The organism is Paraburkholderia sp. JPY419 (assembly GCF_050435705.1).
In the GTDB taxonomy this organism is placed as follows: domain Bacteria; phylum Pseudomonadota; class Gammaproteobacteria; order Burkholderiales; family Burkholderiaceae; genus Paraburkholderia; species Paraburkholderia youngii.
The window spans coordinates 2,516,253-2,538,654 of the sequence record NZ_JBNDKV010000004.1 but is presented as its reverse complement, the minus strand read 5'-3'; the positions used below and the strand labels follow the sequence as shown (position 1 = coordinate 2,538,654).

Annotated in this window: 21 protein-coding genes and 3 pseudogenes; 6 read left to right on the top strand and 18 right to left on the bottom strand. The window is 60.9% G+C overall.

Annotation, left to right across the window (positions count from 1 at the left end; all coding sequences use genetic code 11):
• Positions 1–141 precede the first annotated feature (141 nt).
• Complete coding sequence (locus QFZ91_RS40135; protein ID WP_429570969.1) at positions 142–600, top strand: MEKHLA domain-containing protein; 459 nt, start codon at positions 142–144, stop codon at positions 598–600.
• A gap of 6 nt (positions 601–606) precedes the next feature.
• Here the strand turns inward: QFZ91_RS40135 and QFZ91_RS40130 are convergent.
• Positions 607–992 (bottom strand): annotated as a pseudogene (locus QFZ91_RS40130) (SDR family oxidoreductase); the annotation flags it as partial.
• Positions 993–1,077: 85 nt separating this feature from the next.
• Here QFZ91_RS40130 and QFZ91_RS40125 point away from each other — a divergent pair.
• A complete protein-coding gene (locus tag QFZ91_RS40125; RefSeq protein WP_429570684.1) occupies positions 1,078–2,319 on the top strand; it encodes an FkbM family methyltransferase in 1,242 nt (413 codons plus the stop codon).
• 574 nt (positions 2,320–2,893) lie between these two features.
• Complete coding sequence (locus tag QFZ91_RS40120) at positions 2,894–3,547, top strand: cytochrome b/b6 domain-containing protein (protein ID WP_429570683.1); 654 nt, start codon at positions 2,894–2,896, stop codon at positions 3,545–3,547.
• A 48-nt stretch (positions 3,548–3,595) separates the two neighbouring features.
• On the opposite strand, the gene QFZ91_RS40115 is transcribed toward QFZ91_RS40120, so the two are convergent.
• Positions 3,596–4,051: a CHRD domain-containing protein gene (locus QFZ91_RS40115; protein WP_176106716.1), complete on the bottom strand. Its 456-nt coding sequence runs from the start codon at positions 4,049–4,051 to the stop codon at positions 3,596–3,598.
• Positions 4,052–4,389: 338 nt separating this feature from the next.
• Between QFZ91_RS40115 and QFZ91_RS40110 the strand changes: the two genes are divergently transcribed.
• The gene (locus QFZ91_RS40110) at positions 4,390–5,598 is read left to right on the top strand and encodes a GGDEF domain-containing protein (protein ID WP_429570682.1); all 1,209 of its coding nucleotides are present in this window, start codon (positions 4,390–4,392) and stop codon (positions 5,596–5,598) included.
• A 122-nt stretch (positions 5,599–5,720) separates the two neighbouring features.
• Here the strand turns inward: QFZ91_RS40110 and ilvD are convergent.
• From ilvD to QFZ91_RS40075, 7 genes and pseudogenes are all read right to left on the bottom strand, one after another.
• Positions 5,721–7,584: pseudogene (ilvD, locus tag QFZ91_RS40105) on the bottom strand (dihydroxy-acid dehydratase).
• Between the two features lie 271 nt (positions 7,585–7,855).
• Positions 7,856–9,001, bottom strand: a complete 1,146-nt coding sequence (locus tag QFZ91_RS40100; RefSeq protein ID WP_176106719.1) for a branched-chain amino acid ABC transporter substrate-binding protein — start codon at positions 8,999–9,001, stop codon at positions 7,856–7,858.
• A gap of 286 nt (positions 9,002–9,287) precedes the next feature.
• Complete coding sequence (locus tag QFZ91_RS40095) at positions 9,288–9,719, bottom strand: NUDIX hydrolase (protein ID WP_176106720.1); 432 nt, start codon at positions 9,717–9,719, stop codon at positions 9,288–9,290.
• A gap of 23 nt (positions 9,720–9,742) precedes the next feature.
• A complete protein-coding gene (locus tag QFZ91_RS40090) occupies positions 9,743–10,390 on the bottom strand; it encodes a LysE family translocator (RefSeq protein ID WP_429570681.1) in 648 nt (215 codons plus the stop codon).
• A 79-nt stretch (positions 10,391–10,469) separates the two neighbouring features.
• Complete coding sequence (locus QFZ91_RS40085; RefSeq protein WP_429570680.1) at positions 10,470–10,793, bottom strand: hypothetical protein; 324 nt, start codon at positions 10,791–10,793, stop codon at positions 10,470–10,472.
• 84 nt (positions 10,794–10,877) lie between these two features.
• Positions 10,878–11,858 (bottom strand): substrate-binding domain-containing protein, encoded by a 981-nt coding sequence (locus QFZ91_RS40080; protein WP_176106723.1) that lies wholly within the window; start codon positions 11,856–11,858, stop codon positions 10,878–10,880.
• Positions 11,855–13,234: a leucine-rich repeat-containing protein kinase family protein gene (locus QFZ91_RS40075; RefSeq protein ID WP_429570679.1), complete on the bottom strand. Its 1,380-nt coding sequence runs from the start codon at positions 13,232–13,234 to the stop codon at positions 11,855–11,857. Before QFZ91_RS40075 ends, QFZ91_RS40080 begins: the two co-directional genes overlap by 4 nt.
• Positions 13,235–13,533: 299 nt before the next feature.
• Here QFZ91_RS40075 and QFZ91_RS40070 point away from each other — a divergent pair, with 299 nt between their 5' ends.
• Both QFZ91_RS40070 and QFZ91_RS40065 read left to right on the top strand, forming a co-directional pair.
• On the top strand, positions 13,534–14,157 hold the full coding sequence (locus QFZ91_RS40070; RefSeq protein WP_429570678.1) for a methylated-DNA--[protein]-cysteine S-methyltransferase: 624 nt from the start codon (positions 13,534–13,536) through the stop codon (positions 14,155–14,157).
• A gap of 134 nt (positions 14,158–14,291) precedes the next feature.
• Complete coding sequence (locus QFZ91_RS40065) at positions 14,292–14,597, top strand: panthothenate synthetase (protein WP_176125442.1); 306 nt, start codon at positions 14,292–14,294, stop codon at positions 14,595–14,597.
• Between the two features lie 8 nt (positions 14,598–14,605).
• Here QFZ91_RS40065 and QFZ91_RS40060 read toward each other — a convergent pair whose 3' ends face one another.
• The 9 genes and pseudogenes from QFZ91_RS40060 to QFZ91_RS40020 all read right to left on the bottom strand — a co-directional run bounded on the left by QFZ91_RS40060 (position 14,606) and on the right by QFZ91_RS40020 (position 21,811).
• On the bottom strand, positions 14,606–15,847 hold the full coding sequence (locus QFZ91_RS40060; RefSeq protein WP_429570677.1) for a Zn-dependent hydrolase: 1,242 nt from the start codon (positions 15,845–15,847) through the stop codon (positions 14,606–14,608).
• Between the two features lie 4 nt (positions 15,848–15,851).
• Positions 15,852–16,880 (bottom strand): helix-turn-helix domain-containing protein, encoded by a 1,029-nt coding sequence (locus QFZ91_RS40055; protein ID WP_429570676.1) that lies wholly within the window; start codon positions 16,878–16,880, stop codon positions 15,852–15,854.
• 334 nt (positions 16,881–17,214) lie between these two features.
• A complete protein-coding gene (locus QFZ91_RS40050; protein ID WP_429570675.1) occupies positions 17,215–17,388 on the bottom strand; it encodes a hypothetical protein in 174 nt (57 codons plus the stop codon).
• A complete protein-coding gene (locus tag QFZ91_RS40045) occupies positions 17,385–17,858 on the bottom strand; it encodes a hypothetical protein (RefSeq protein WP_429570674.1) in 474 nt (157 codons plus the stop codon). Before QFZ91_RS40045 ends, QFZ91_RS40050 begins: the two co-directional genes overlap by 4 nt.
• Positions 17,859–17,961: 103 nt before the next feature.
• Positions 17,962–18,738 (bottom strand): methyl-accepting chemotaxis protein, encoded by a 777-nt coding sequence (locus QFZ91_RS40040; RefSeq protein WP_429570968.1) that lies wholly within the window; start codon positions 18,736–18,738, stop codon positions 17,962–17,964.
• A 118-nt stretch (positions 18,739–18,856) separates the two neighbouring features.
• Positions 18,857–19,528, bottom strand: a complete 672-nt coding sequence (locus tag QFZ91_RS40035) for an MCP four helix bundle domain-containing protein (RefSeq protein ID WP_429570673.1) — start codon at positions 19,526–19,528, stop codon at positions 18,857–18,859.
• 342 nt (positions 19,529–19,870) lie between these two features.
• Positions 19,871–20,071 carry a hypothetical protein gene (locus QFZ91_RS40030; protein WP_429486810.1) on the bottom strand — a complete coding sequence of 67 codons (201 nt, stop codon included), beginning with the start codon at positions 20,069–20,071 and terminating at the stop codon, positions 19,871–19,873.
• A gap of 45 nt (positions 20,072–20,116) precedes the next feature.
• A pseudogene (locus QFZ91_RS40025) lies at positions 20,117–20,410 on the bottom strand (MarR family winged helix-turn-helix transcriptional regulator); the annotation flags it as partial.
• Between the two features lie 282 nt (positions 20,411–20,692).
• Positions 20,693–21,811 carry a porin gene (locus QFZ91_RS40020; protein WP_429570672.1) on the bottom strand — a complete coding sequence of 373 codons (1,119 nt, stop codon included), beginning with the start codon at positions 21,809–21,811 and terminating at the stop codon, positions 20,693–20,695.
• Positions 21,812–22,402 lie beyond the last annotated feature (591 nt).

Below are 22,402 nucleotides of genomic sequence, written 5' to 3'. Positions count from 1 at the left end.
CGGCAACGGTGTCGATCGGCCGCTCGACACCGTTGTCCCCGTCAGGTCTCGGTTGTTCGACTTGGATGCGCCAATCATGGACAATCTGGATCAGGATTCCGTGATCCAGTGTCCCCAATGTTCTTCGTCGAGATAAACCCGATGATTCCACTCCACCGTAATCCGGCTTTTTACCAACTCCTTTCCGGCAGTTACGCCCGGCTAGTCGGTCACCGCCTGGTTCCGCACGTCATGTCCGTTATTGAAGCGACCGAATGGCTCTATGAACATGCCCCATTCGCGGTACTCGCGCACAATACCGATCCAGACCCGGTCTTTATTTACGGCAACAAGGCCGCACAGCGCCGCTTTGGATATAGCTGGAATGAAATCACCAGGTTGCGGTCCCGGCTTTCCGCCGAGGCCCCGAATCGTGAAGAACGGCAGCAATTCCTCGAACGCGTGCAGCGGCTCGGCTACGAGACGAACTACAGGGGCGTGCGTGTCACCAAGTCTGGCGAGCGCTTCATCATCGAGCAAGCCACACTGTGGCAGCTACTCGACGCGGACGGCACACTGCACGGCCAGGCGGTGGTCATCCCACGCACGCGCGACATCTGATCGCGCGAAGAACTGTGTGGAATGCACGATCGTGTTTGGCGCGCCCGAATCGCGAATCAGTTTTCCTGCGCGATCTTGGCGCGGAAATAGCCGCTTTGCGAAAGCCGGTCGGTGCCGACGACAGAAAGCGCGACGTGATGCCGGACGCCGGCCTCGATTTCCGCCGCGAACAGATTGCGGCCCGATATTTCGAAGAAGGCCAAAACGGCGTTGTCCTCGAACGAAGGTGAATTGGCGAGATCGACGACGACGTCGCACCCCTCGAGCGCCTCGCGCAGTCCTTCGTTGGTGAGCGTATTCACGCCGGTGGCCGGCGAAGCCGCGACGGCGGTATGACCGCGCGCTTGTTGGGCCGGCCAAGAAAATAAATTGCTGGGAAGCTCAAAAAACACGTAACCTACAAAGAACATGCCTGCGGCTAAACTCCCCCGCCGCACATTTAGATCTTAATGCACTCATCGGAAAGGGCATTTCGAGATGGAACTAATTCAGAAAATAGCATCGGCTTATAAGTCGGGCGGCACCCGAAACTTGCTAAGACGTGCTTTTAGTTACATTGATACTCGCGCTCGCTTGAAGCTCTTCAGTGCAGCGCCACCGTTTCTCGGAAAACCAAAGAATGATTCAGCTGTAAAGATTCTTGCGAAGCAAGCAGGGGACGAACAATCAATCGAGATGCTGATGTGGCTTGTTCCCAATCTCAATTCGCTGAAATCGGATGATCAGTTGACCATTGCGGTCCCAAACTACTGGAAAAAGGTATTCGGGATGGTTCGTCCGTTGTTGCTGAACGGCAGGCTGGAACTGTGTCCTATCGGAGAATATTCTCCGCAGGTGCGCTTGATGGTAATCAACCGGGCAATGTTGAATCAGATTCCGCCACAGTACGCAGAGAGGATCGCGCAGATGCAAGTGCCGTTTGCGAATGGCGCCTATATCGTTATTGCCGACAGGAGTCTCCGCCTCAGTACGGTTCCCCATCCCGAGTCACCGAGGCAACTCGCGGAGCAAGTGGCGGACAACAAGGCGCCGGGCGACGTAGTCATCGTAAGCAGGTACGGTTTTCAGTTCGCGGTGCGAACCGGCACAATGGATGAGGGCATTGTCGATGAGGTAAGGTCCGAATATCTCGACCAACTGTCAGGAATCGACTTCCATGGCACTACCGTACTCGATCTCGGCGGCCATATCGGTTCGTTCTCTATTCAGGTCAGTGCGCTGTTGAAACAGCCCATGCAGATAATCATTGTCGAGCCGGCACCTCGTAATGCCGACTTGATTCGGAAGAACATCGGCCTCAACCAGCTCCAATCTTCGATCGAGCTGAAGGAGATGGCGGTGTCTTCGGCGTCTGGCGTGGGCACGCTGTTTATTAGCTCCGACAACACTGGCGGAAATAAGCTGAACATGGTCGAGCATTCCTCAGCGGAGACAGTCGAGGTCCCCGTAACGGATTTTCCGACGCTACTGCGGGGCTTTTCGTCGGAAGTGCTGGATTTGTTGAAGATTGATGTCGAAGGCTCGGAGCATGCCATTTTGTTTCCACACGGCCGACTGTTGTCACAGAAGGTTCGCGTGATCGTTGGCGAGGCAGGTGGATCTGATAGGGGTGACGGTTTGGCATTTTTGCGGTTCCTCGAGCAAAATGGCTTTACCGTGAGCCATAAAGGCAACGAATCCCAGTTGATTTTCCTGGCGGTTAACAAGCATCTCAACTAGTGGTTGCCGTTGCGCACAGACGTAATGGCGCTCTACTCCATCGCGCTGCTTGGCACGACGTGCACTGGGACACCGATGCCACGACCGCTACGTGCTTCCCCGCGACCCATTCCGTTATCATTTCGCAAACATGCGTGGCATTTGCCGTTATCCCATATGTAGTCTCCAACCTTTTCCGCGTCATTGCGGGGACGCGCTCTGAAGTCAGCGATGAAAATCGATCTAGCCACCCTATAACTTCTCGTGATTGGAACCTTAATAGCCAGTTCCGCCATGATGTATGGGGAACACTCGTCTCATCCGAAGCGCAGCAAGGAATTGCGAACGCTGGCGATCGGCTATGCCACCCTTGGACTGGGTTGCGCGGCGGCCTTGTTCAACTGCTCGGCGCCGCTGGCCCCGCAGTGAGTAATCTCGTGATTCTCACCGGATTATCTGCTCGTCCTCGACGAGATCGGTGAGAGGTATGCTTAATCGCCCGCTACCGCCCGAGCTCACATCGCCAAACCGCCGCTTGCGCACGTAGGCCCAACACATGGATGCACACAAACCCGTCAATCGGCCGACACAGCCAATGCCCCGTTGGGTGCTGATCTGGGACGCGCCCGTGCGACTGTTTCACTGGCTGGTGGTCGTGCTGGTCGCTGCGGCTTATATCACCCTGAAGCTGAACTGGATCGACTGGCACGTGCGCGTCGGCGAGACGCTGCTCGCCCTGGTTATTTTCCGGCTGCTGTGGGGCTGCTTTGGCAGCGAGACCGCGCGCTTTCGCAGTTTCGTGGCGTCGCCCGCGGCCGCGCTTCGTCATTTGCGCCGGCTGTTTCATCGGGAACCGGATGTGCAGGTCGGCCACAATGCAGCCGGCGGCTGGATGGTTCTATTTCTGCTCGCCTTGCTGCTGACCGAGACGCTGAGCGGGCTCTACGTCAACAACGACATCGCCGACGAAGGCCCGTTGAGCGAACTCGTGCCCGCGTGGCTCGCCAACGCAATCTTGGCGCTGCATGGGGTGGTCTGGTACGTGCTGCTCGCGGCCGTCGCGCTGCATGTGCTCGTGATCGCCGTCTACGCGGTAGCGAAGGGACACAACCTGCTTCGTCCGATGCTGACCGGCTACAAACTGCTGCCCTCGTCCGTGGACGCGCCGCGGCAGGCGCCAGCGCTGCTGGCGCTGCTGCCGCTCGGCGTCGGCGTAGCCGTGGTGATGCTGCTCGCGGCATATCTGTGAGCAAGCCATGCACCCGATCTCGGCGCGGCTACCGTGCCTGCTTCAGCTTCACTTCGGCGGCGTCACCTGGCCACGAATCTCGCCGTCCGGATTGTTCTTCGTGTGAACGTTGATGTACATCTCACCCGCTTCGAACATCTTGGCTTCGTCCGGAGATAGCGTGGCCTGGCCGGTGATCGGGCTCGTCACCTCGGTGGAGCCTTTCTGCGAGATCCAGACTTTTACGCCGGCGTTTTTACCGGCCGGCGCGGGTCCGTGGAAGTGCGCCATCGTGGTCGGACTCGTCAATCCGCTGAAGGTGATGTTCCAGGTGACGACCCGTGTGCTGGCGTCGTACGTGAGCTTGGCGTTGCCGCTGCCCGGAGTTTGCACCGGTGGAACCTGTTGAGCGCCCGTCAAAGGCACCGCGAACGAGACGGGCGCCGCTTGCGCCAGGGTCAGCGTACCCGCTAAGGCCAAACCACCGAACACCATGAAAGCGCGCCGCGTGATGGATCTTGACATCTGGTTTTCTCCTGTTGGGTTTGCCCTTGGTGAACGGGCGATTATTGAAGACTGCAGAAGAGCTCGTCGACGTCGTAGACAGCCGAACAAGTGAGTCAAGCATAGACGCAAGCCGGCCGTTACGCGAAGTTCGCATCAGGCCGAACTCGGGTCAGGGCATGACGACCGCCCCGTTACGTCGACGTTCCACAAGTGTGGACAGCGAGCCGAAAGGAAAACGCGGGGCGAAAATCGTTGAAAAATCGATCCAAAGCGAAAAATTCTTCCGGTACGATATGCGCTTTGCGCGAAGGCAGCGGATGTAACCGGCGCGACCTCGTATTGCGCCAGGCGCCTTCATGGATCACACCCATCGTTACGCTGCCATGTCCATCCCGAACGCGCTAATCGGCATTGCGATTCTGTCCTGCCTGATGAGCGTCGCCGTTCTAGGCTCGCTGTTTCACACTCAGGTTCCGGGGATACGCCGTTGGTGTGTGGCGAGTGGTCTGCTGGCCGTCACGGCCACGCTCCTCCTATTCCGTAGGTCTGATCTCGTCGTACTGGGCGCGAGCGTATTGCTGCTCGTCGCGTCGCTCCTCGCGATTCACGGCTTCCGGCAATTCTTTCATCGGCCGCCATCGGTAATCTGGGAGTACGGCGCGCTGTGCGCGATCCTGGCGGGACTCGTTTATTGGACTTACGTGTCGCCTGACGTCAGTGCCCGGGGCGCGATGATCTCGGGTTTTCTCGCCTACATCCGATTTGCGATCGCCTGGATCGTGCAACGGTATCGGCCGGCGGGCAGACCGAAATACGGCTACCACTTCGTGGCTGTTGCCGCGGTGTTGGGGGCGGTCGTCCATGCAGCCCGCTGCGTCGTATATGGGTCGGGGCTAGCGCATGAATCCGTCTTTCTGGAGGAAACGCCGCTAAACGTCGCATTTCTCGGCATGGCGATACTGACTTTGCCATGCCTGTCGGTCGGCATGGTAATGCTGGCTCATGACCGGCTGGCGGAGCGGATGGAACGCCTCGCCACCATCGACGATCTGACGGGCGCGCTCGGACGGCGCGCTTTCATCGCGCGCGCGGAGGCGCTGTTCGAGTTGGCAAAGGTGGCGAAGTCGAAGCTGTCCATCGCGATCCTGGACATCGATAACTTCAAGGGCATCAATGACCGATACGGGCATGCAGCCGGCGACCAGGCCCTTGCGCATGTTGCCGTGACGATATCGCGCGAACTACGGCAAACCGACGTCCTTGGCCGCATCGGCGGTGAAGAGTTTGCGCTGCTGATGCCACTGACCGGCAAAGACGAAGCGGCCCATCTCACGAACCGGTTACGCGCACTCGTCGCGGCGTCTGTTGCGCGTGCTCCGACCGGCGACGTCGCCTGCACACTCAGCGCTGGCGTCGACGAATTCGGTAATGGCGATACCGTTGCCTCGGTGATGGCGAGAGCCGACACGGCGCTCTATGCAGCGAAAGCCAACGGCAGAAACTGCGTGATGGTTGCAGCATCTTCGCAGCCTGCCGATGGCCTCGTTTCCAGTTTTCCGGCTTAAGGAAGGTTCCGCGCTGAGCACTGCCACTGCAAAAAAAAAACCGGCATGCGGTCGCCCGCATACCGGTCTGTGTTCGGCCCGTCCGCGTCACCGCGAACAGGGCCGTCGCGCTGATCCGCGCTTTACTTGCGCTTCAATTGCGAAATATCGCGCACCGCGCCGCGATCGGCCGAAGTCGCGAGCGCCGCATACGCCTGCAATGCCTGCGACACCACACGCTCGCGATTGGTCGGCTGCCATGCGTCGGCGCCGCGCGCTTCCATCGCCGCGCGACGGCGTGCGAGCTCTTCATTCGACACCGCCAGATGCATCTTGCGCTGCGGAATGTCGATCTTCGATCACGTCGCCGTCTTCGACCAGGCCGATCGTGCCGCCTTCCGCCGCTTCCGGCGACGCATGGCCGATCACGAGACCCGACGAGCCGCCCGAGAAGCGGCCATCGGTAAACAGCGCACAGCTCTTGCCGAGGCCCTTCGACTTCAGATACGAAGTCGGGTACAGCATTTCTTGCATGCCCGGACCGCCCTTCGGACCTTCGTAGCGGATCACCACGACGTCGCCCGGCACGACCTTGTCACCGAGAATCGCATCGACCGCGTCGTCCTGGCTTTCGAACACGCGCGCGCGGCCCGAGAACAGCCACTGCGATTCATCGACACCCGCGGTCTTCACGATACAGCCCTTCTCCGCGAGGTTGCCGTACAGCACCGCGAGGCCGCCGTCCTTCGAATACGCGTTTTCCTTGCTGCGGATACAGCCGCTCTTGCGATCCGTGTCGAGCGTCGCGTAGGTCGCTTCCTGGCTGAACGCGACCGTGGTCGGAATGCCGCCCGGCGCCGCGCGGAAGAACTTCTGCGCTTCGTCGCCCGCACCGCCGGCGATGTCCCACTTCGCGATCGCGTTGCCGAGCGTGCCGCTATGCACGTTGCCGCACGACAGATCGAGCAGGTCCGCGCGCGCGAGCTCGCCGAGAATACCGATGATGCCGCCCGCGCGATGCACGTCCTCGATGTGGTATTTGTCGGTCATGGGCGCGGCCTTGCACAGGCACGGCACCTTGCGCGAGATGCGGTCGATGTCCGACATCGTGAAATCGACGCCCGCTTCCTGTGCGGCGGCCAGCAGGTGCAGCACGGTGTTGGTCGAGCCGCCCATCGCGACGTCGAGCGTCATCGCGTTTTCGAAGGCCTGCTTGGTGGCGATGCTGCGTGGCAGGACCGAGGCATCCTCTTCCTGATAGTAGCGGCGGCACAGCTCGACGACGAGACTGCCCGCCTGCTCGAACAGCCCCTTGCGCCATGCGTGCGTCGCGACGACCGTACCGTTGCCCGGCAGCGCGAGGCCGATCGCCTCGGTCAGGCAGTTCATCGAATTCGCCGTGAACATGCCCGAGCACGAACCGCAAGTCGGGCACGCGCTGCGCTCGACTTCGGCGACTTCGGCGTCGCTGATCTTCGGATCGGCCGCCTTGATCATCGCGTCGATCAGGTCGATCTTCGCGATCACCTGGCCGTCGGCCGGCGACTTGACCTTGCCCGCTTCCATCGGGCCGCCCGACACGAACACGACCGGGATGTTCAGGCGCATCGCGGCCATCAGCATGCCCGGGGTGATCTTGTCGCAGTTCGAGATGCAGACCATCGCATCCGCGCAGTGCGCGTTGACCATGTACTCGACCGAGTCCGCGATCAGTTCGCGCGACGGCAGCGAATACAGCATGCCGCCGTGACCCATCGCGATGCCGTCGTCGACGGCGATCGTGTTGAATTCCTTCGCCACGCCGCCGGCCGCTTCGATCTGCTTCGCGACCAGCGCGCCCAGGTCGCGCAGATGCACGTGGCCCGGCACGAACTGCGTGAACGAGTTCACGACCGCGATGATCGGCTTGCCGAAATCGTCGTCCTTCATGCCGGTCGCGCGCCACAGCGCGCGGGCGCCGGCCATGTTGCGGCCATGAGTCGAAGTGCGTGAGCGATAGTTGGGCATCTGTATCCTCAGGTATTGCTGTTATCGGTTTTGAACGCCCGCGCGGGCGTGGGGATCGCAGCGCGGAGTCGGCGCTGGAGACGAATAGTGCAAGAACGCCAGTAAGACGTCCAATATATTTTTTAGGCGCGATTAGGTTGCAAAAAATATTAATTGATGCAGCGACCGCTTAGCCGATCTATGCCGCTCGACTTCAGTCAAAGCAAAGGGCCGGTGAAGCGATGCTTCATCGGCCCTTCGTGCTTTCAACGCTTTTGACGCGTCTGCGCTCTTACATCTTCACGACGTCGAGCAGTGACTTCTTGCCATCCTTGTAGTCGTACAGCGAAATCACGCCATGCTGAAGGTCGCCCTTCGCGTCGAACGTCGTTTCACCGGTCACGCCCTTGTAGTTGGTGCTCGACACCTTGGCCAGCACCTTCGCCGGGTCGGTCGAGTTCGCGCGCTTCATTGCGTCGACGACGATATACACCGCGTCGTACGTGAACGGTGCGTCGAATTCGATCGGATGACCGAAGCGCTTCGTGTACTTCGCCGCGAATTGCGCGCCGCCGTTCATGCGCTCGACGGCCATGCCGGCCTGCGAGCACACCACGTTGCCCGCCGCCGGACCGGCGAGGTCCGCGAGGCTTTCGGTGCACACGCCGTCGCCCGACAGCAACTTCGCGCGCAGGCCCAGCTGACGCGCCTGCTTCGCGAACGGACCGCCGGTCGCGTCCATGCCGCCGTACATGATCGCGTCGGGATTCTCGCCCTTGATCTTGGTCAGGATCGCGCGGAAGTCGACCGCCTTGTCGTTGGTCGCGTCGTGCGAGACGACCTTCAGGCCGAGCGACTTCGCGGTCTTTTCGAATTCGTTCGCGAGGCCCTGGCCATAGGCGGTCGAATCGTCGACCACGGCCACGGTCTTCACGTTCAGGGTCTTTGCGGCGTAGGCGGCGAGTGCCGGACCTTGCTGTGCATCGGTCGCGACGACGCGGTAGGTCGTCTTGAAGCCCTGCTGCGTGTACGCCGGGTTCGTCGACGATGGAGAAATTTGCACGATGCCCGCGTCGCTATAAATCTTCGATGCCGGAATCGACGCGCCCGAGTTCAGGTGCCCGACCACCGCGACGACCTTGTCGTCCACGAGTTTCTGCGCGACCTGGGTTGCCTGGCGCGGGTCGCCCGCGTCGTCCTGCGCGTCGAGCACGAGCGTGACCTTCTGACCGTCGATCGTCAGACCCTTCGCGTTGATTTCCTCGATCGCGAGGCGCGCGCCGTTTTCATTGTCCTTGCCGAGGTGGGCGGAGCCGCCCGTCAACGGACCGACGTGACCGATCTTGACGACCTGATCCGCATTTGCCGTACCGGCAATGCCCGCGAATGCGACGACTGCCGCGCTGAGCGGCAGCAGTTTGTGAAGCTTGAACGACATACGACACATCTCCTCTTTACTTACCTTGCCAACCGGACGGCTGGGCAATTCCCCAGCTCCGCCATTTTTGGTGCAGCACGATAACGCAAAACCGGCGCAACCGACAAATTCCCGCGCAATGGGGGATTGGCGCGGCGTCAATGAGCGGTCGTTTTGTCGCTCTATTGAAGCGGGAGATTGCGCGTTCGATTTGCTGAGGGAATCGTCAGTAAAAAGATGAAATAAGCGGCAACTCAGCCAATAAAGCTGAATCTCGCGCTTATTCTTCGGCAACGGTACGGAGCAATCAAGGCTTGAAATCGGCCAGCATCACGCCCTCGCGGATATGCGCGAGAGCGGCCGCCACATAGTCGACGATCGGCGCCGGCGGATGGTCCGGCTTCGCCCACACGAAGCCCGAGCACTTGTGCGGCTCCATGTTCGCCGGTTCGCCTTGCCATGAACGGCACGCGAAAAAGAAGCTGATGCGGTTCGTGTCCGAGTCGCGCCGCATCACGAGCTTGAATTCGAGTTCGCCGGGCGCAATCGTCACGCCCGCTTCTTCTTTCGATTCGCGAATCGCACACTCTTCGATCGATTCGCCAGGTTCGAGATGGCCGGCAATCAGCGCGTACTGACCGTCCCTGAAACCGGTATTTGCCCGCTGCATGAAAAGGCACTCGCCCTGCCCGTTCAGAAACAGCACGTTCACATCGACGACGCTTTGCATTCGGCTCATTTGCTTGCAGCCATCGTGATGGACTAGGTGCGCTGAGCGGTCAGCAGCTTGATGCCGAGCGCGACGAAGACGAGGCCGCTGCCGCGTTTGATCGCCGCGATCCACCGGCTGGCTCCGACGCGCTTATGGATACCTCGCACGCCGAGCGAATAAATGGTGTGTACGAGCGCGACGGTGACCGCGATCGTCAGATACATCACGATGAACTGCTCCGGCAGGCCGCGCTCGTGGTCGATGAATTGCGGCATGAACGCCGAAAGAAAGATCATCGTCTTCGGATTGCTGCCCGACACGAGCAACGCTTCGCGGAATACTTTGCTGCGCTCGAACGGATGAGCGGGCGATGCGACGCCCGCGGGCTGCGCGGCCTGCGCTGCCTGCCTGTTGCCGCCGCCGCGCAGTTGCCTGATGCCGAGATACATCAGATAACCCGCGCCGAGCACTTTCATCGCGACGAAGAGCGGCGGCAGTGTCGTCAATACCGCGCCGACACCGAGCGCGACGAGCGCGACGACGACTCCTTGCGCGAGCAGATTGCCGGCAACGCTCGCGGCCGCGCCGCGGCTTCCATAGCGAACCGAGTTGCGGATCACCAGCAGAACGTTCGGTCCCGGCGAAACGGTGGTGAGCAGATAGGCAGCGGCGAAAAGCAACCAGGTATGGAATGACATGCCAGGTCCGGGAGTTCGTTGTGATTGGATTCCAACAGACCAGACATGATGACACGGAAAAAAAACGCCGCGACCGGCGTCATCGCGCGGACCTCCTGAAGCGGCGTTCGATACGCGCGATCGAGATCGCCGAGATATAGAGCGTGGTGGTCGCGCCTTGCAGCACCAGGTAGCCGATCTTGCGCTCGATGAATTCGAAGCTCAGATTGAACGTCGAGAAGAACAGCACGACCAGCAACGCGAGTTCGCACCACACGACGGTAATCTGCCAGCGCAGCGAAAGCCTCAGCAACAGATAGCAATTGGCGACCAGCACGGCAATCGCGACCGCGCCGCCCAGCAGCTTCTGCAGTAAGGCCGCGTCGATGCCCAGCGCGGGCACGCCGTGGATGATGCCGGCCATCCAATGCGGCGCGGGCCGCGCACTCGACCTGCTATCGGTGTTCGACGCGCGGTGGCGGCAAGCGGCGCAATCGCGCGCCCCGCCTCAACGTTTCGAGGCCGTCACCAGTTGCAGCGGCGTCTCGATCACCCTCGATAGCTCGCGCTGCTTGCGTCGCTCGGTCACCGCCTTTAATGCGAAGTCGATGCCGAACACGGTCTGGCGGTCGGCGAACTGGTTCATCGTCGCGAGCACGCGGCCGTCGGCGAGCAGCGGCTTGATCGCATCGATCGCGTCGTAGCCGGTGACGTAGACACCGCCGCCGCGGCCTGCGTCGCGAATCGCGTCGACCGCGCCCATCGCCATGTTGTCGTTGCCGCATAACAGCGCGCGAAGCTGCGGATGCTCGGCCAGCATCTTCGCGGCCACGTCGCGGCCCTTGCCGTACTCCCAGTTACCCGACTCGACCGCGACGACCTGCACCTTCGCCGCATCCATCGCGTCTCGGCTGCCGGCCGTGCGCTGCTGCGCATTGCTGCTCACCGAAATGCCTTCGATGATGCCGACCTGATCGCCGGGCTTCAGCCGCGTGGCCAGATACTGGCCGACCTGCTTCGCGCCGCTGCGATTGTTCGGCCCGACGAACGGCACCGAGATGCCGGCGGCCGCCTGCGTCGCGTCGTCGAGCGGGTTGTCGATCGTGATCGTGATGATGCCGGCCTTGATCGCGCGTGCAATCACCGGGATCAGCGCCTTCGAGTCGGTCGGCGCGATCACGATCGCGTTCATCTTCGCCCTGATCATCTCGTCGACCATGCGGATCTGCGCGGCGGTGTCGGTCTGCCTGGCCGTGCCGCGAATCGTCAGGCTGAATTGCGACGAGAAGTGCTGCTGGTAATTGCGCGCGGCGTCGACCATCGCGACCGTGAACGGGTCCGACATCGATTTGAGCACGAGCGCGATCTTCGGCTTCGCGCCGGGCGGTACCTGGGCATGAGCATCGTCCGCGAATCGCGCGACGCCGGTGAGACCGGTTGCTGCCAGCGCGCCCGCGAGCAGCACGCGGCGGCGCATGTTCTGCGTCATGGCTTGACTCCTTCGCGGAGGTGCTGGTTGCGGACGGACTGGTTGCGGCTGTGCCGATCGAACGACGCGACGCTGGCAACGATTTCGTCGAACAGTGGCCGGCTGTCGATGTCTTCGCTCAGACAACGCGTCTTCAACGCGGCCAGTTGCCCGGCGATGTCCGCTTGCGCGTCGCAACGCTCCAGCAGTTCTTCGAGCAGACAGCCGTACGCCCTCACTTCGAGCCGCTGCAACGCGATAGCAAGCTCGCGATCGCCGGCATCGAAAAACGACGCCGCGCCGAAATCGCCGAGCAGCGCGCGCCCCGCGCCGCCGTGCAGGATATTGTGCGCGTACAGATCGCCATGCATCACGCCACGCCGATGCAGATGACTCGCGACCTTCGCGATGCCGCTCGCGATACCGAGCACCGTCTCGAGGTCGAAGCACGCGTCGTCGCGATAGATATCGCGGGTGCACGATGCGAGGCTCGGCGGACCGGCCAGACTGGCGAAGCGCGGATCGATCAATCCCATCACGAGGCCATGCGCGTCCGACGGATGCCCGATCACCTTGCCGAGCACTGGAATCAGGTTCGCATGTTCGCCGCCGCGAATGCAAGCAGCCATTTCGCAGTCGGGCAAACCGTCGCTCGTCACCGCGCCCTTGAACAGCTTGACGGCGACCGCACGCGGCGCGGGTTCGTGGTCCGCGTGCAGCGCCGCGCGATAGATGACGCCCGATGCGCCCTCGCCCAGCGGCCGTTCGAGCCGCAATGCATTCCAGCGAATGCCGCTGATCGGTGTGTCGATGAGCGCCGCCTGTTCGAGCGCCGCGTTGAACGGATTGGCCGCATACGCGAGCCACGCAAGCCGCGGCAGACGCAGCAACCAATGCGGTAACGCGTCGAACCGATTCGCCGCGAGCCGCAGCAGTTCGAGCCGCGTGCATGCGGCCAGTTCCTCGGGCAGCGCGCGCAGCCGGTTGCCGGCGAGCATCAGCTTCTGCAGTTGCGTGCAGCGGCCGAGTTCCGCGGGCAAGCTTTCGATGTCGTTGTCGGTCAGGATCAGCCAACGCAACAGCGGCGGCAGCGCGCTCGCCGGCACCTCGCGGATGCGATTCGACTTGAAGCCGATCATGCTCAATTGCGCGCATTCGCCGAGCACACCGGGCAGTTCGGTGAACGGGTTGTTGGACGCGAACAGGATGCGCAGTTTGCGCAGGCGCGGCAGATCGTCGGGCAGCGTCGTCAGTGCATTGTTCGACAGGTCGAGCACTTCGAGCGTATCGGCGAGATCGAAAATCTCGCGCGGAAATTCGCTGACACCGCACGCGAGTTTGAGCTCGCGCGTACCCGCCAGTTGCCCGGCCCGCAGTTGTTCTAAAGTCGTGGTCACAGTCGTGGGAAAGAAGATCGGGTAGCGCGCGCAGCGCGTCGTACCGAAGCTATCGATTTTACTGAGTCAAAGGCCATCTGGGGTTCTCTGCGGTACAGTGACGTGATCGCCGCGACGCTTACGATAGTCGCGGCCGTGTCGAATGCGAATGAGACAGCAATATCCGGAGGGCGTTCAGGCGACGCGAGCGGGACACTCCCAAGTATCGGCGCAGCCTTCATACGGCTTTCCGCGTCCGGTCGTCCGAGCACGTCCGTCTCGCGGGTCTTGCGCCTGCGCCCTGTCAGGAGCCTGAGAAAGTGACGTACGCATACAAGTTGATCGATTCGCCGGTCGGTCAGTTGAAGCTCGTGGCGAAAGGCGAATGCCTTGCCGCGATTCTATGGGAACACGACAAGCCGAATCGCGTGCGACTCGGCGAAATGAGCGAAGCGAACGAGCTGGCGGTGCTCATCGAAACCGAGCGGCAATTGCGCGAGTACTTCGCGGGCACGCGCCAGACCTTCGATCTGCCGCTCGATTTTCAGGGCACCGAGTTCCAGAAGCAGGTCTGGCGCGCGCTGCTGACCATCCCGTTCGGCCAGACGCGCAGCTACTCGGAGATCGCGCAGCAGATCGGCAAGCTCAATGCAGTGCGCGCGGTGGGCGCGGCAAATGGCCGGAATCCGATTTCGATCGTCGCGCCGTGTCATCGCGTGATTGGCGCGTCGGGCGAGCTGACGGGGTTCGCCGGCGGCCTCGCCAACAAGATGCTGCTGCTTTCCCTGGAGGCGGGGCAGACGTCGCTCGAAGCAGCGGCCGATGACGCGCAACGGCCCGCGCCGGAAGGAAAGGCAGCGCGGCCGGTCAGGGACGATGCACCCGCGAAACCGGCGCATCACCCGCCGAGCCGGGGAACGCAGGGATCGCTGTTCGGTAGCTGAAGCCGCGCAGACACAGCACAACGCGCCACCCGTCGGCCGTAATCGCCGATGCTTCGTCCGCGATCAACGCCCTCGGCCGCGCATGCAACACCTATCCTTGAGATGCCCGTTGAGGTATCGAACAGGAGGATGACATGCGCATGCTTCTCAACATACAAATACCGAACGAACCGTTCGGCACACTCGTGCGCGAAGGCCGAATCGGCGAGCTGATGCAAAAGATCCTCGAGGACATGAAGCCGGAAGCCATCTACTTCACCGAGCAGCAGGGCAAACGCGGCGCGGTGGCGGTCGTGGATGTCGCCGATGCATCGGCGATTCCCGCGCTCGCCGAACCGTGGTTCCTGAAGCTCGACGCCGAGTGCGAGCTGCGCATCGCGATGCTGCCCGATGATCTGATGAAAGCCGGCCTCGACGCGCTAGGCGACAAGTGGAAGTAGCGCGGCCCTCAGGAATGCCCCGCCGATAGCTGCAGCAGCATCGAAGCCGCTGCCGTCGCGGCGACCTGGCAGCCGAGCACGATATGCTCCTCGGCCGTGTCCTCGATGAAGTCGTGACTCACGCCGCCGATGCTCGGCACGAACATCATGCAGGCCGGCATGAAACGCGCGATCACCTGCGCGTCGTGTGCGGCACCGCTCGGCATGCGCAGCCACTGGCCCGGCGCGATCGCTTCGGCGGCTCGCGCGATGTGCTCCGCGAGCGTGGCGTCCATGCTGACGGGCTCGATCGGCTCGTCGATCGTCTGCAAGTCGACGCTTACGGCGTTGTGCGCATTGAAGTCGCGCACCAGAACCGCGAGCGCGTGCTCCATTGCCTGAAGCCGTGCGGGGTTCGCGTCGCGGAATTGCAGGTACATGTCGGCAGCGCCGGGTACGACGCTCATCGAGCCCGGATCGAGATCGATGCGGCCCACGGTCCACACGGTATCCGCGTCGGCCAGTTGCGTGAACGCGTCGTTCATCCGCGCGATGAATGCGACGAGGGCCGCGCCCGCGTCGCGGCGGATCGCCATCGGCGTCGTGCCCGCATGGTTGCGCTGACCCGTGAAGCGCAGCCGCGATTCGCGCAGCCCGACGATCGTCGTGACCACGCCGATCGACTTGCCGATCGCTTCGAGCCGCCCGCCCTGCTCGATATGCGGCTCCAGATACGCGACCTGGCGCCCTGCCTCGAAACGCGCACGCGGCCGGCCCGCGAGGCCCGCCGCCGCCAGTACATCGGTGAGACGTTCGCCCTGCCGGTTGGTCGCGCCGCGAATCGATTCGTCGACCGCCTCGCCGACGAAGCTGCGGCTACCGAGCAGGCCCGAGAACGTGCCCTCCTCGTCGATCCACGACGCGACGTCGACGGCGAGGTGCCGCGTCGCGTCGTTCTCCGCGAGCGCGCGGGCGATTTCGAGCCCGTAGATCACGCCCATTGCGCCATCGAGCCAGCCGCCGGTCGGCTGCGTGTCCGTGTGTGAACCGATCACGAGCGCGGGGCCGCTGTTGCGCGAGCGTCCGAACACGGTGCCCACGCCGTCGATGCGCGCATCGAGCCCCGCCTCCGTCATCCTGCCGACCAGCCATTCGCGTGCCGCAAGATCGATCGGCGACAGCGCGAGCCGGACCACGCCGGGACCGGCCGCGCCAAATCCGCGCAGCCGTTTGAGGTCGGCCATCAGCCGGTCCGGATCGATCTTTACCACGTTGTCATCTCCCTGAATTGATTGCGGATGCGGCCGCGCGAAAATCGCCCGGCGACATATCGTACGCACGTCTGAACGCGCGATTGAAATCCGACGCGCTATTGAAGCCCCAGCCGTACGCGACGTCGATCACCGGCCTGCGGGGGTGGCGATACAGTTCGTCGGCCGCCTCGCGCAGGCGCCGGTTGCGAATATACGCGTGGAGCCCGCCCTCCGGCTCGAACAATCGATACAGCGTGGGCCGCGACAGCTGCGACACGGCCAGCACGCTGTCCACGGTCAGATCAGGTTGGCCGAGATTCGCGTCGATATAGCGGCGCGCCGCCGCGAACATCGCGGTGCGTGCCACCGCGCGCGCACTGCCGGTCAAGCCCGTCTCCTTGCCGAACGCCGCCGCCATCAGCAACGCGCAGGTGTGGAACGCTTCCTGCGCCGCGGGCGCGTCCATCGTGGGCAACCTGCGGCATAGATCGGCCAGATGCGCGGGAATCAGCCGCGCAAGCGGCGTTTCATATTCGATCATGCGGCCATGTATCGACTCCGCTTCCGGCAGCACCGGATCGATCAGATGGCGCGGCACGAACAGCGCGACCAGGCGGCACGGCCCCCGCGTCATCTGCATCGGCTGATTCATGTCGAGCGCGAGGATGCTCGGCCGCGTTTGCAGCGCGACGCGCTTCGGATAGAGGCCGGTGGTCGTCTCGAAGGTCCCTTCGACGGCCACGTGAAACACGAGCTGGCGCACGTTATCGGTCGAAATGCGCGCGACCGAGCGCGCTTGCGCGACCGGATCGGTGCAGCAATCCGTGAAGGCCATGCCGCCGGCGCGATAGGTGTCGATGCTGCCGCGAAAGCCGTCGGCGAGTTGCCGGCGCGAGATCGGCACGTCGAGAAAATGGCCGACGCGCTCGCGCCACATAGGCAATTGCGCGCGCGGCGCCGTGGTGTAAGTGTCGAAGTGGGTGTAGTCGAAAGCCGCTGGCATCGCTGCGGCCGCGGTCGCGGTGCGGTTGGCTGCCTGATCGGTCGTCAAGGTCTCTCCGCCGGTTTTGTAGTGTGCGCGGCATGATCGCCGCGGTTGGCGAAAACGTCATGAGCCTGTTGCTAGTGCGTCGATGCCGTGGCCGTCGAAGCTCATGTGCCCCCGCTCCGCTCATGCCTGACAGGCATTAGCACCAGCCTACAAAGTCTTTTTTCTTTGCGCAAGGCCTCTCATGCCGCCGCTCGAACTCGCCTTCGTCCATGTCGCAGGCACTCGCAGTCCGGCCGAACAACATAAAAAATGGCCTCCAGACAGAGGCCATGTTATTTTTTATAACCGCTCCGAAACGTAAACCGTTTCAAATGAACGCACGCGCATCCAGCAGCTATCGTTTCATCGCTGCTCGAAGCATTGTCGCCAACGTGAATAGCCCTGCCCCCAATGGAGGCCCATAATCATAAAAACGCAAGTGCCGCGCAAAGAAAATGGTGGACGTCGAAATTACTATCAAAACTGCAACGGCAATGATGGAAAAAACCACCAGAAAATCTTTATTCACGATTGGCTCCTTGCGTCGAAATCTCCCCGCCTCCGCATTCCGTCCCAAAACCAAAAAGGCTCTGCCTTGACGCGACAAAAATTTGCATAGTACCCTCCGTACGCTAGCAAGAGTCCTCCGTTCAAGAGCAACTCCTGGAAGCCCGTGAACAGTTCGCGCGGATCTGGCGAAACGAAAAGGTTGAGGAAGACAATGGTGACGCTCACGCCGGCCATTATGATCAATGCCAGCGGCACCCCGATGTTTAGCAGCAGCATGGAGCCAAGCACAACTTCCAGATATTTGACCATTTGGTAGAAGCCGATATCTGCCATAGCGCCTATATAAGCGCCCACTTTTCCCGCGTGGCTGAAATCCGGAATGTATCTGAAAACCACGAAGTTCAGCCCGGAAGAGAGATAGTGGAATGCGAAATATAGCCGCATCCACATGACGACGAACTTCCAAGGTGATTCATTTGCTATTTTCATCGCTTTTGTATCCTTTCGCGGATTAGAAATTTTGCCATCGGCCTTTACTCACTCCCTGAAAGGCATCGTGAGGAGTCAACCGGGGGTGTCCAAAGACCGTGAATCAAATAGCGCGTGCGATCTTGAAGTTGGTAACCAGTGACTGTAGGCGTTCAGCTTCCGCATGAACGCCACGGGCAGCGGCAGCGGCCTCTTCGACCAGGGCTGCGTTGTGCTGGGTCACGGTATCGATTTCGCCGATTGCCTTGTTTATCTCCATGATGCCCCGGTGGCCGTCATCGGATGCGTGGGTGATCTCCTCCATCAGGGTCGATACGTGGGCGAACTCACTCACCACCTCGTTAATTTTTGACCCGGCATCGTTCACCAGCTGAGATCCCTGATCAACGCGGGTGACGGAATTGCTGACCAATTCCTTGATTTCCTTGGCGGCCGATGCCGAGCGTTGAGCCAGCGTGCGGACCTCCTGGGCAACGACGGCGAAGCCACGACCTTCGTTGCCAGCACGTGCAGCTTCAACCGCCGCGTTAAGGGCCAGGATATTGGTCTGAAAGGCGATACCCTCGATAGTCGCAATGATGTCGGCGACTTTCCTGGATTGATCGGCAATGCCTGACATGGTGGTCACGACCACTTTCATGACCTCTCCACCGCCGTTTGCCAAATCGGATGTAGTCTGCGCGAGTTTGAGGCCCTGTCTGGCATTCGCCGCGTTGTTCTCCACGGTCGCCGTCAACTGCTGGATCGAAGCTACCGTCTGTTCGAGAGACGCCGCCTGTTCCTCGGTGCGCTGACTCAGGTTCTCGTTACCTGCCGCGATTTCGGATGCGCCGGTCAATACGGCCTCGCTACCGGACCGGACTTGCTTCACGATATCCACGAGACTTTCATTCATGCTGCGAAGCGCACGCATCAATTGGCCGAGTTCAGTATCGGAATGCACCCTGACCTGTGACGTCAAATCCCCCGACGCAACTGCTTCGGCAATTCTTACGGCGTCATTTAACGGGAAGACGATTGATGTGGCAACCGTGTTGCAGACATATACCGTCGCAATGATAGCGATACAGATCACCGGTGAATGTCAGCATCAGGGCCATGTCGTAGTCGTGAATGGCGTTTTCCGCAGCTTCATCCGCATTCTTCTGGATGAAGTCCATATGGGCGCTGAGCGTGTTCTCGGTGGCCTTGAAGACATCAAAGATCTTGGTGTTGGCGAGCACCCGTGCGGTAGCAAGATCTGGATTGTCAGTCATTGCAAGTGTGTAGAGTTCTTTGTTGATCACCGCATACGCAGCAATTGCCTTCTTATCGTTCTCGAAATACTGACGATCCTCGCCCGGCAGCGCGTTTTTCTCATAGTGATTGACACCCTGTCTCAGCTGATCCAGGGCATGGGTCCGAATCGCCGCATTGGTATCTTTGGCTTGTTTGGAATCAGACAACACCAGACCCAGCGTGGCGCGACGATCCGTACTGAGGGCCAGACGAAGATCAGCAATCGTTTTGATCGACTCCATCCAATTCTGTTTGATGTCCACTAGATGCGATTCGATCCGATGCGCCTGGAAAAGCGCAAATCCCGCGGCACCGCATAACAGCAGGATAACGATTGCGAAGCTAACAAACAGCCGGTTGCGTACTTTGAGATTGCGAAGAAGCATTAGCATGTTTTTTTGCCTACATTGATTGTATAACCTTGGATCTCGGCATAAATCCCCTGAGTATGGATAGGGGGCAAGCATGATTGTGAAATCCGGCCTGATGTGTTAGTGCCGGACTCGCGAGACCTTTCGACCGCTAGGGCGAAGTTAACGCAGCACGGGCGCCAACGATGGCCGGTGTGCTCGGCTTTTCCTGCCCGTGGATGCGGCCTCGGGATAGCGGCATCGACCGCGACGATCATCGGGCGCACGCGCGAGAAGCCGATCGTCGATAACGGCGAAGGCACGGACGCGCAGGATTAGACATGCGCAGGCCACGTTGTAGTGCGAAGGAGAGAGCGTTGTCGGTCACGCCGGTGCGCCAATGGCGCCGAAGGACCTCGGGCTGACCGTCGAGGCAACTGCCGAGACATCGGCTGCCCCATGAGTTGCGGAATTCACGAGTAAGCGCTTGAGCAACACCATGAAAATATCCGCTTCGTCCTCGGTTAAGAGGCTAATCAATTTCTGGTCAGTTGCCCCGAGAAACGCGGTGATCTTCGCGACCATGGCCACTCCGCTTCCCGTAAGCTGAACGCACCAGCAGCGACAGTCGTCTGGATGCCTGGACCTCGTTACAATTCCAGCGTCGATGAGACGCGGAATGAGTCGGGATAGCGACCCCATATCGTAATTCAGCCGGCGGGCGAGTTGAACCTGCGTCATGAATTGCCGTCCAGCGAGGCAAATGATGACCTTAGCCTGCGCAGATGAAATCCCAAGCGATGACTTCAGATGTCGATCAGCAGACTCCGAGACCGCCTTGTCGACTGCAACAAAACGGGTTAGCCAATTTAAAGCTGGGGCTTCAACTGAATGGTTTAGGGGTAGGTCCTCCTCGCTCTTCATATCTGCCGCTCCTTCAAATATGATCGGAACCAGACGTCGGGTTTGCGCCTATACGTCCGAACACTACCTCGTACTATGGTTGATCGGTCGGTCCTGCGCCGCTATTGCGTGTCCGGCGCACTGAATTACTTGTAATTCTAAATTGTATACTATCATAGTAGACGAAAAAGCCCTCGTGGCACTTTCTGCGCTTGATCGGGGGACTTTTTGCTATTGCATATCCGTGAAGAGCACGGCAGCGATGACGAAAACATACTCATCGCCGCCGCTCTCAATGAAGCATCAGAATCGATGCATCATGCCAAGCTGAAAAACTGACTGGATATTGCCGTTTGCCACGATGTTCCCGATTTCGGCAGCATATGCGCCATTGGTGCGTTGAAATACACCAGCGGCATAGAGCGAGGTGCGTCTCGACAACGTGTATGTCAACTGCAATGCGGCCTGGTTGATCGTCACGTTCTTCAGCAGCTCGTTACCATTTTCGTAGGTGTAAGCGCCGCCGAGGTTCCATGCTGGTGAGAAGTCATACCCGACGCCACCTGCAAGCGCATAAATCCTGGCACCCGTATGGGTGTTGCGCGCCTGGCTGTACATCCCCGAGACCGTGAAATGGGCGTACTTCGTCCTTGCGCCGGCGAGCAGGTTGGCGATGCCACTATGCCCGTTGTTGACCGGCGCGTAGTTCTGCTCGGTGTAAACAACGGCAGCACGCGTTTCCCCATTCCTGAAGTTGATCGCGGCGCTCTTTCCAGCCCCGTTGTTGAAGTCCCCCGCCGTGCCGCCGAAGCTATACATCAAGCCAACCGACAGCCCGGCATATTCCTCGGAGACGACCTTGACGGCATTCGACATTCGTTTGCCGCCGACACGATCCCAGTTGATGGCCGCTAACCCAGTGATCTGGCCGTTCGTTGTGATAGGTGCGAACGGCCCGCCTGAGACGGCACCGGCGATCTGGGCTGGACCCGAGACCCCGAGCAGGTCGGCACCGAAGCTACCGGTGCGGAAGTTCAGCATACCGCCAGCGATGCCCGTGGCCGGGTCGATACCGCCGAGCAGGTAATAGTCGAAGGCGAAGTCGTTCTGCCGCCCGAGGCGGAAGCTGCCAATCCCTGCTTGACTCAGTCCGACCCACGACGAGTTCTCGAACATCGCGCCGCGCGACTGCGGATCAAGACCCCCTGCGCTTAGGCTGATCATCGAGTCGAGGCTGAAGTTGGCGCGCAGGCCGCCCCCCATGTCCTCGCTCCCGCGGAAGAAGAACTTGGTCGGAAAAATGGCGGAATCCTGCATTTGAAACAAACGTGACCCACCTGAATCACGATAGGTAGCGATCCCTTCGTCAAGGAATCCACCAAGCATCACGCTACTTTGCGCATGCGCGGCCGTCATGCTCATGCAAACTGATGCGCATGCCAACGGTACCGTGGCCCATCGGCGTTTCCTCCCGACCCCCTGGTGATTCATACATTCTCCTGATTGTTATATGTGATCTTTGCAACTGACTGCTGGTGAATTGTTTCGCTGGTCGGTTGTCCTCCTGAAGTTGTGCGGCATCCAATGCGGGCGTCCGGGTCCCAGTTGAACACCCGAAGCAATTCATGAATCGTGCGAGCCGTGACCGGCGCCAGCTGTACGGAGGCAGCGGCCTAATAGAGAGGGGAGCCGGTCTCGGCGTGACGAATGGCGGAGCTCGGCACGTTGGCGATCAGGATTCTGCGTTCTTGCATGCGAATCGATTGCTCAGATCGGCCGCGGGATGCGCGACCTGCCACAACCGGATTCGCACCGCACCCCGGCGTCATCGTGCGTCTGATCTTTGAATTCGTTATCATCAGTCGAAATAGTATTTACGACAGCCTACAATGTCAACGACCATGCTCCCGTAAAAACCCTGGGGCCTGGCTATCCGGTCGCGTCGCAAAATTGCCGGGGGCACAAGGGAATTCGCGGGGCGTCGGCGCTCGCACTCGTGCCGCATCGTACGCG

What these genes read in the sequence shown, in the direction of transcription:
- QFZ91_RS40135 (WP_429570969.1), top strand. Translation starts at nt 142, where the DNA reads ATGATTCCACTCCACCGTAATCCGGCTTTTTACCAACTCCTTTCCGGC.
- QFZ91_RS40125 (WP_429570684.1), top strand. Translation starts at nt 1,078, where the DNA reads ATGGAACTAATTCAGAAAATAGCATCGGCTTATAAGTCGGGCGGCACC.
- QFZ91_RS40120 (WP_429570683.1), top strand. Translation starts at nt 2,894, where the DNA reads ATGCCCCGTTGGGTGCTGATCTGGGACGCGCCCGTGCGACTGTTTCAC.
- QFZ91_RS40115 (WP_176106716.1), bottom strand. Translation starts at nt 4,051, where the DNA reads ATGTCAAGATCCATCACGCGGCGCGCTTTCATGGTGTTCGGTGGTTTG.
- QFZ91_RS40110 (WP_429570682.1), top strand. Translation starts at nt 4,390, where the DNA reads ATGGATCACACCCATCGTTACGCTGCCATGTCCATCCCGAACGCGCTA.
- QFZ91_RS40100 (WP_176106719.1), bottom strand. Translation starts at nt 9,001, where the DNA reads ATGTCGTTCAAGCTTCACAAACTGCTGCCGCTCAGCGCGGCAGTCGTC.
- QFZ91_RS40095 (WP_176106720.1), bottom strand. Translation starts at nt 9,719, where the DNA reads ATGAGCCGAATGCAAAGCGTCGTCGATGTGAACGTGCTGTTTCTGAAC.
- QFZ91_RS40090 (WP_429570681.1), bottom strand. Translation starts at nt 10,390, where the DNA reads ATGTCATTCCATACCTGGTTGCTTTTCGCCGCTGCCTATCTGCTCACC.
- QFZ91_RS40085 (WP_429570680.1), bottom strand. Translation starts at nt 10,793, where the DNA reads ATGGCCGGCATCATCCACGGCGTGCCCGCGCTGGGCATCGACGCGGCC.
- QFZ91_RS40080 (WP_176106723.1), bottom strand. Translation starts at nt 11,858, where the DNA reads ATGACGCAGAACATGCGCCGCCGCGTGCTGCTCGCGGGCGCGCTGGCA.
- QFZ91_RS40065 (WP_176125442.1), top strand. Translation starts at nt 14,292, where the DNA reads ATGCGCATGCTTCTCAACATACAAATACCGAACGAACCGTTCGGCACA.
- QFZ91_RS40045 (WP_429570674.1), bottom strand. Translation starts at nt 17,858, where the DNA reads ATGAAAATAGCAAATGAATCACCTTGGAAGTTCGTCGTCATGTGGATG.
- QFZ91_RS40035 (WP_429570673.1), bottom strand. Translation starts at nt 19,528, where the DNA reads ATGCTAATGCTTCTTCGCAATCTCAAAGTACGCAACCGGCTGTTTGTT.
- QFZ91_RS40030 (WP_429486810.1), bottom strand. Translation starts at nt 20,071, where the DNA reads ATGGTCGCGAAGATCACCGCGTTTCTCGGGGCAACTGACCAGAAATTG.
- QFZ91_RS40020 (WP_429570672.1), bottom strand. Translation starts at nt 21,811, where the DNA reads ATGAGCATGACGGCCGCGCATGCGCAAAGTAGCGTGATGCTTGGTGGA.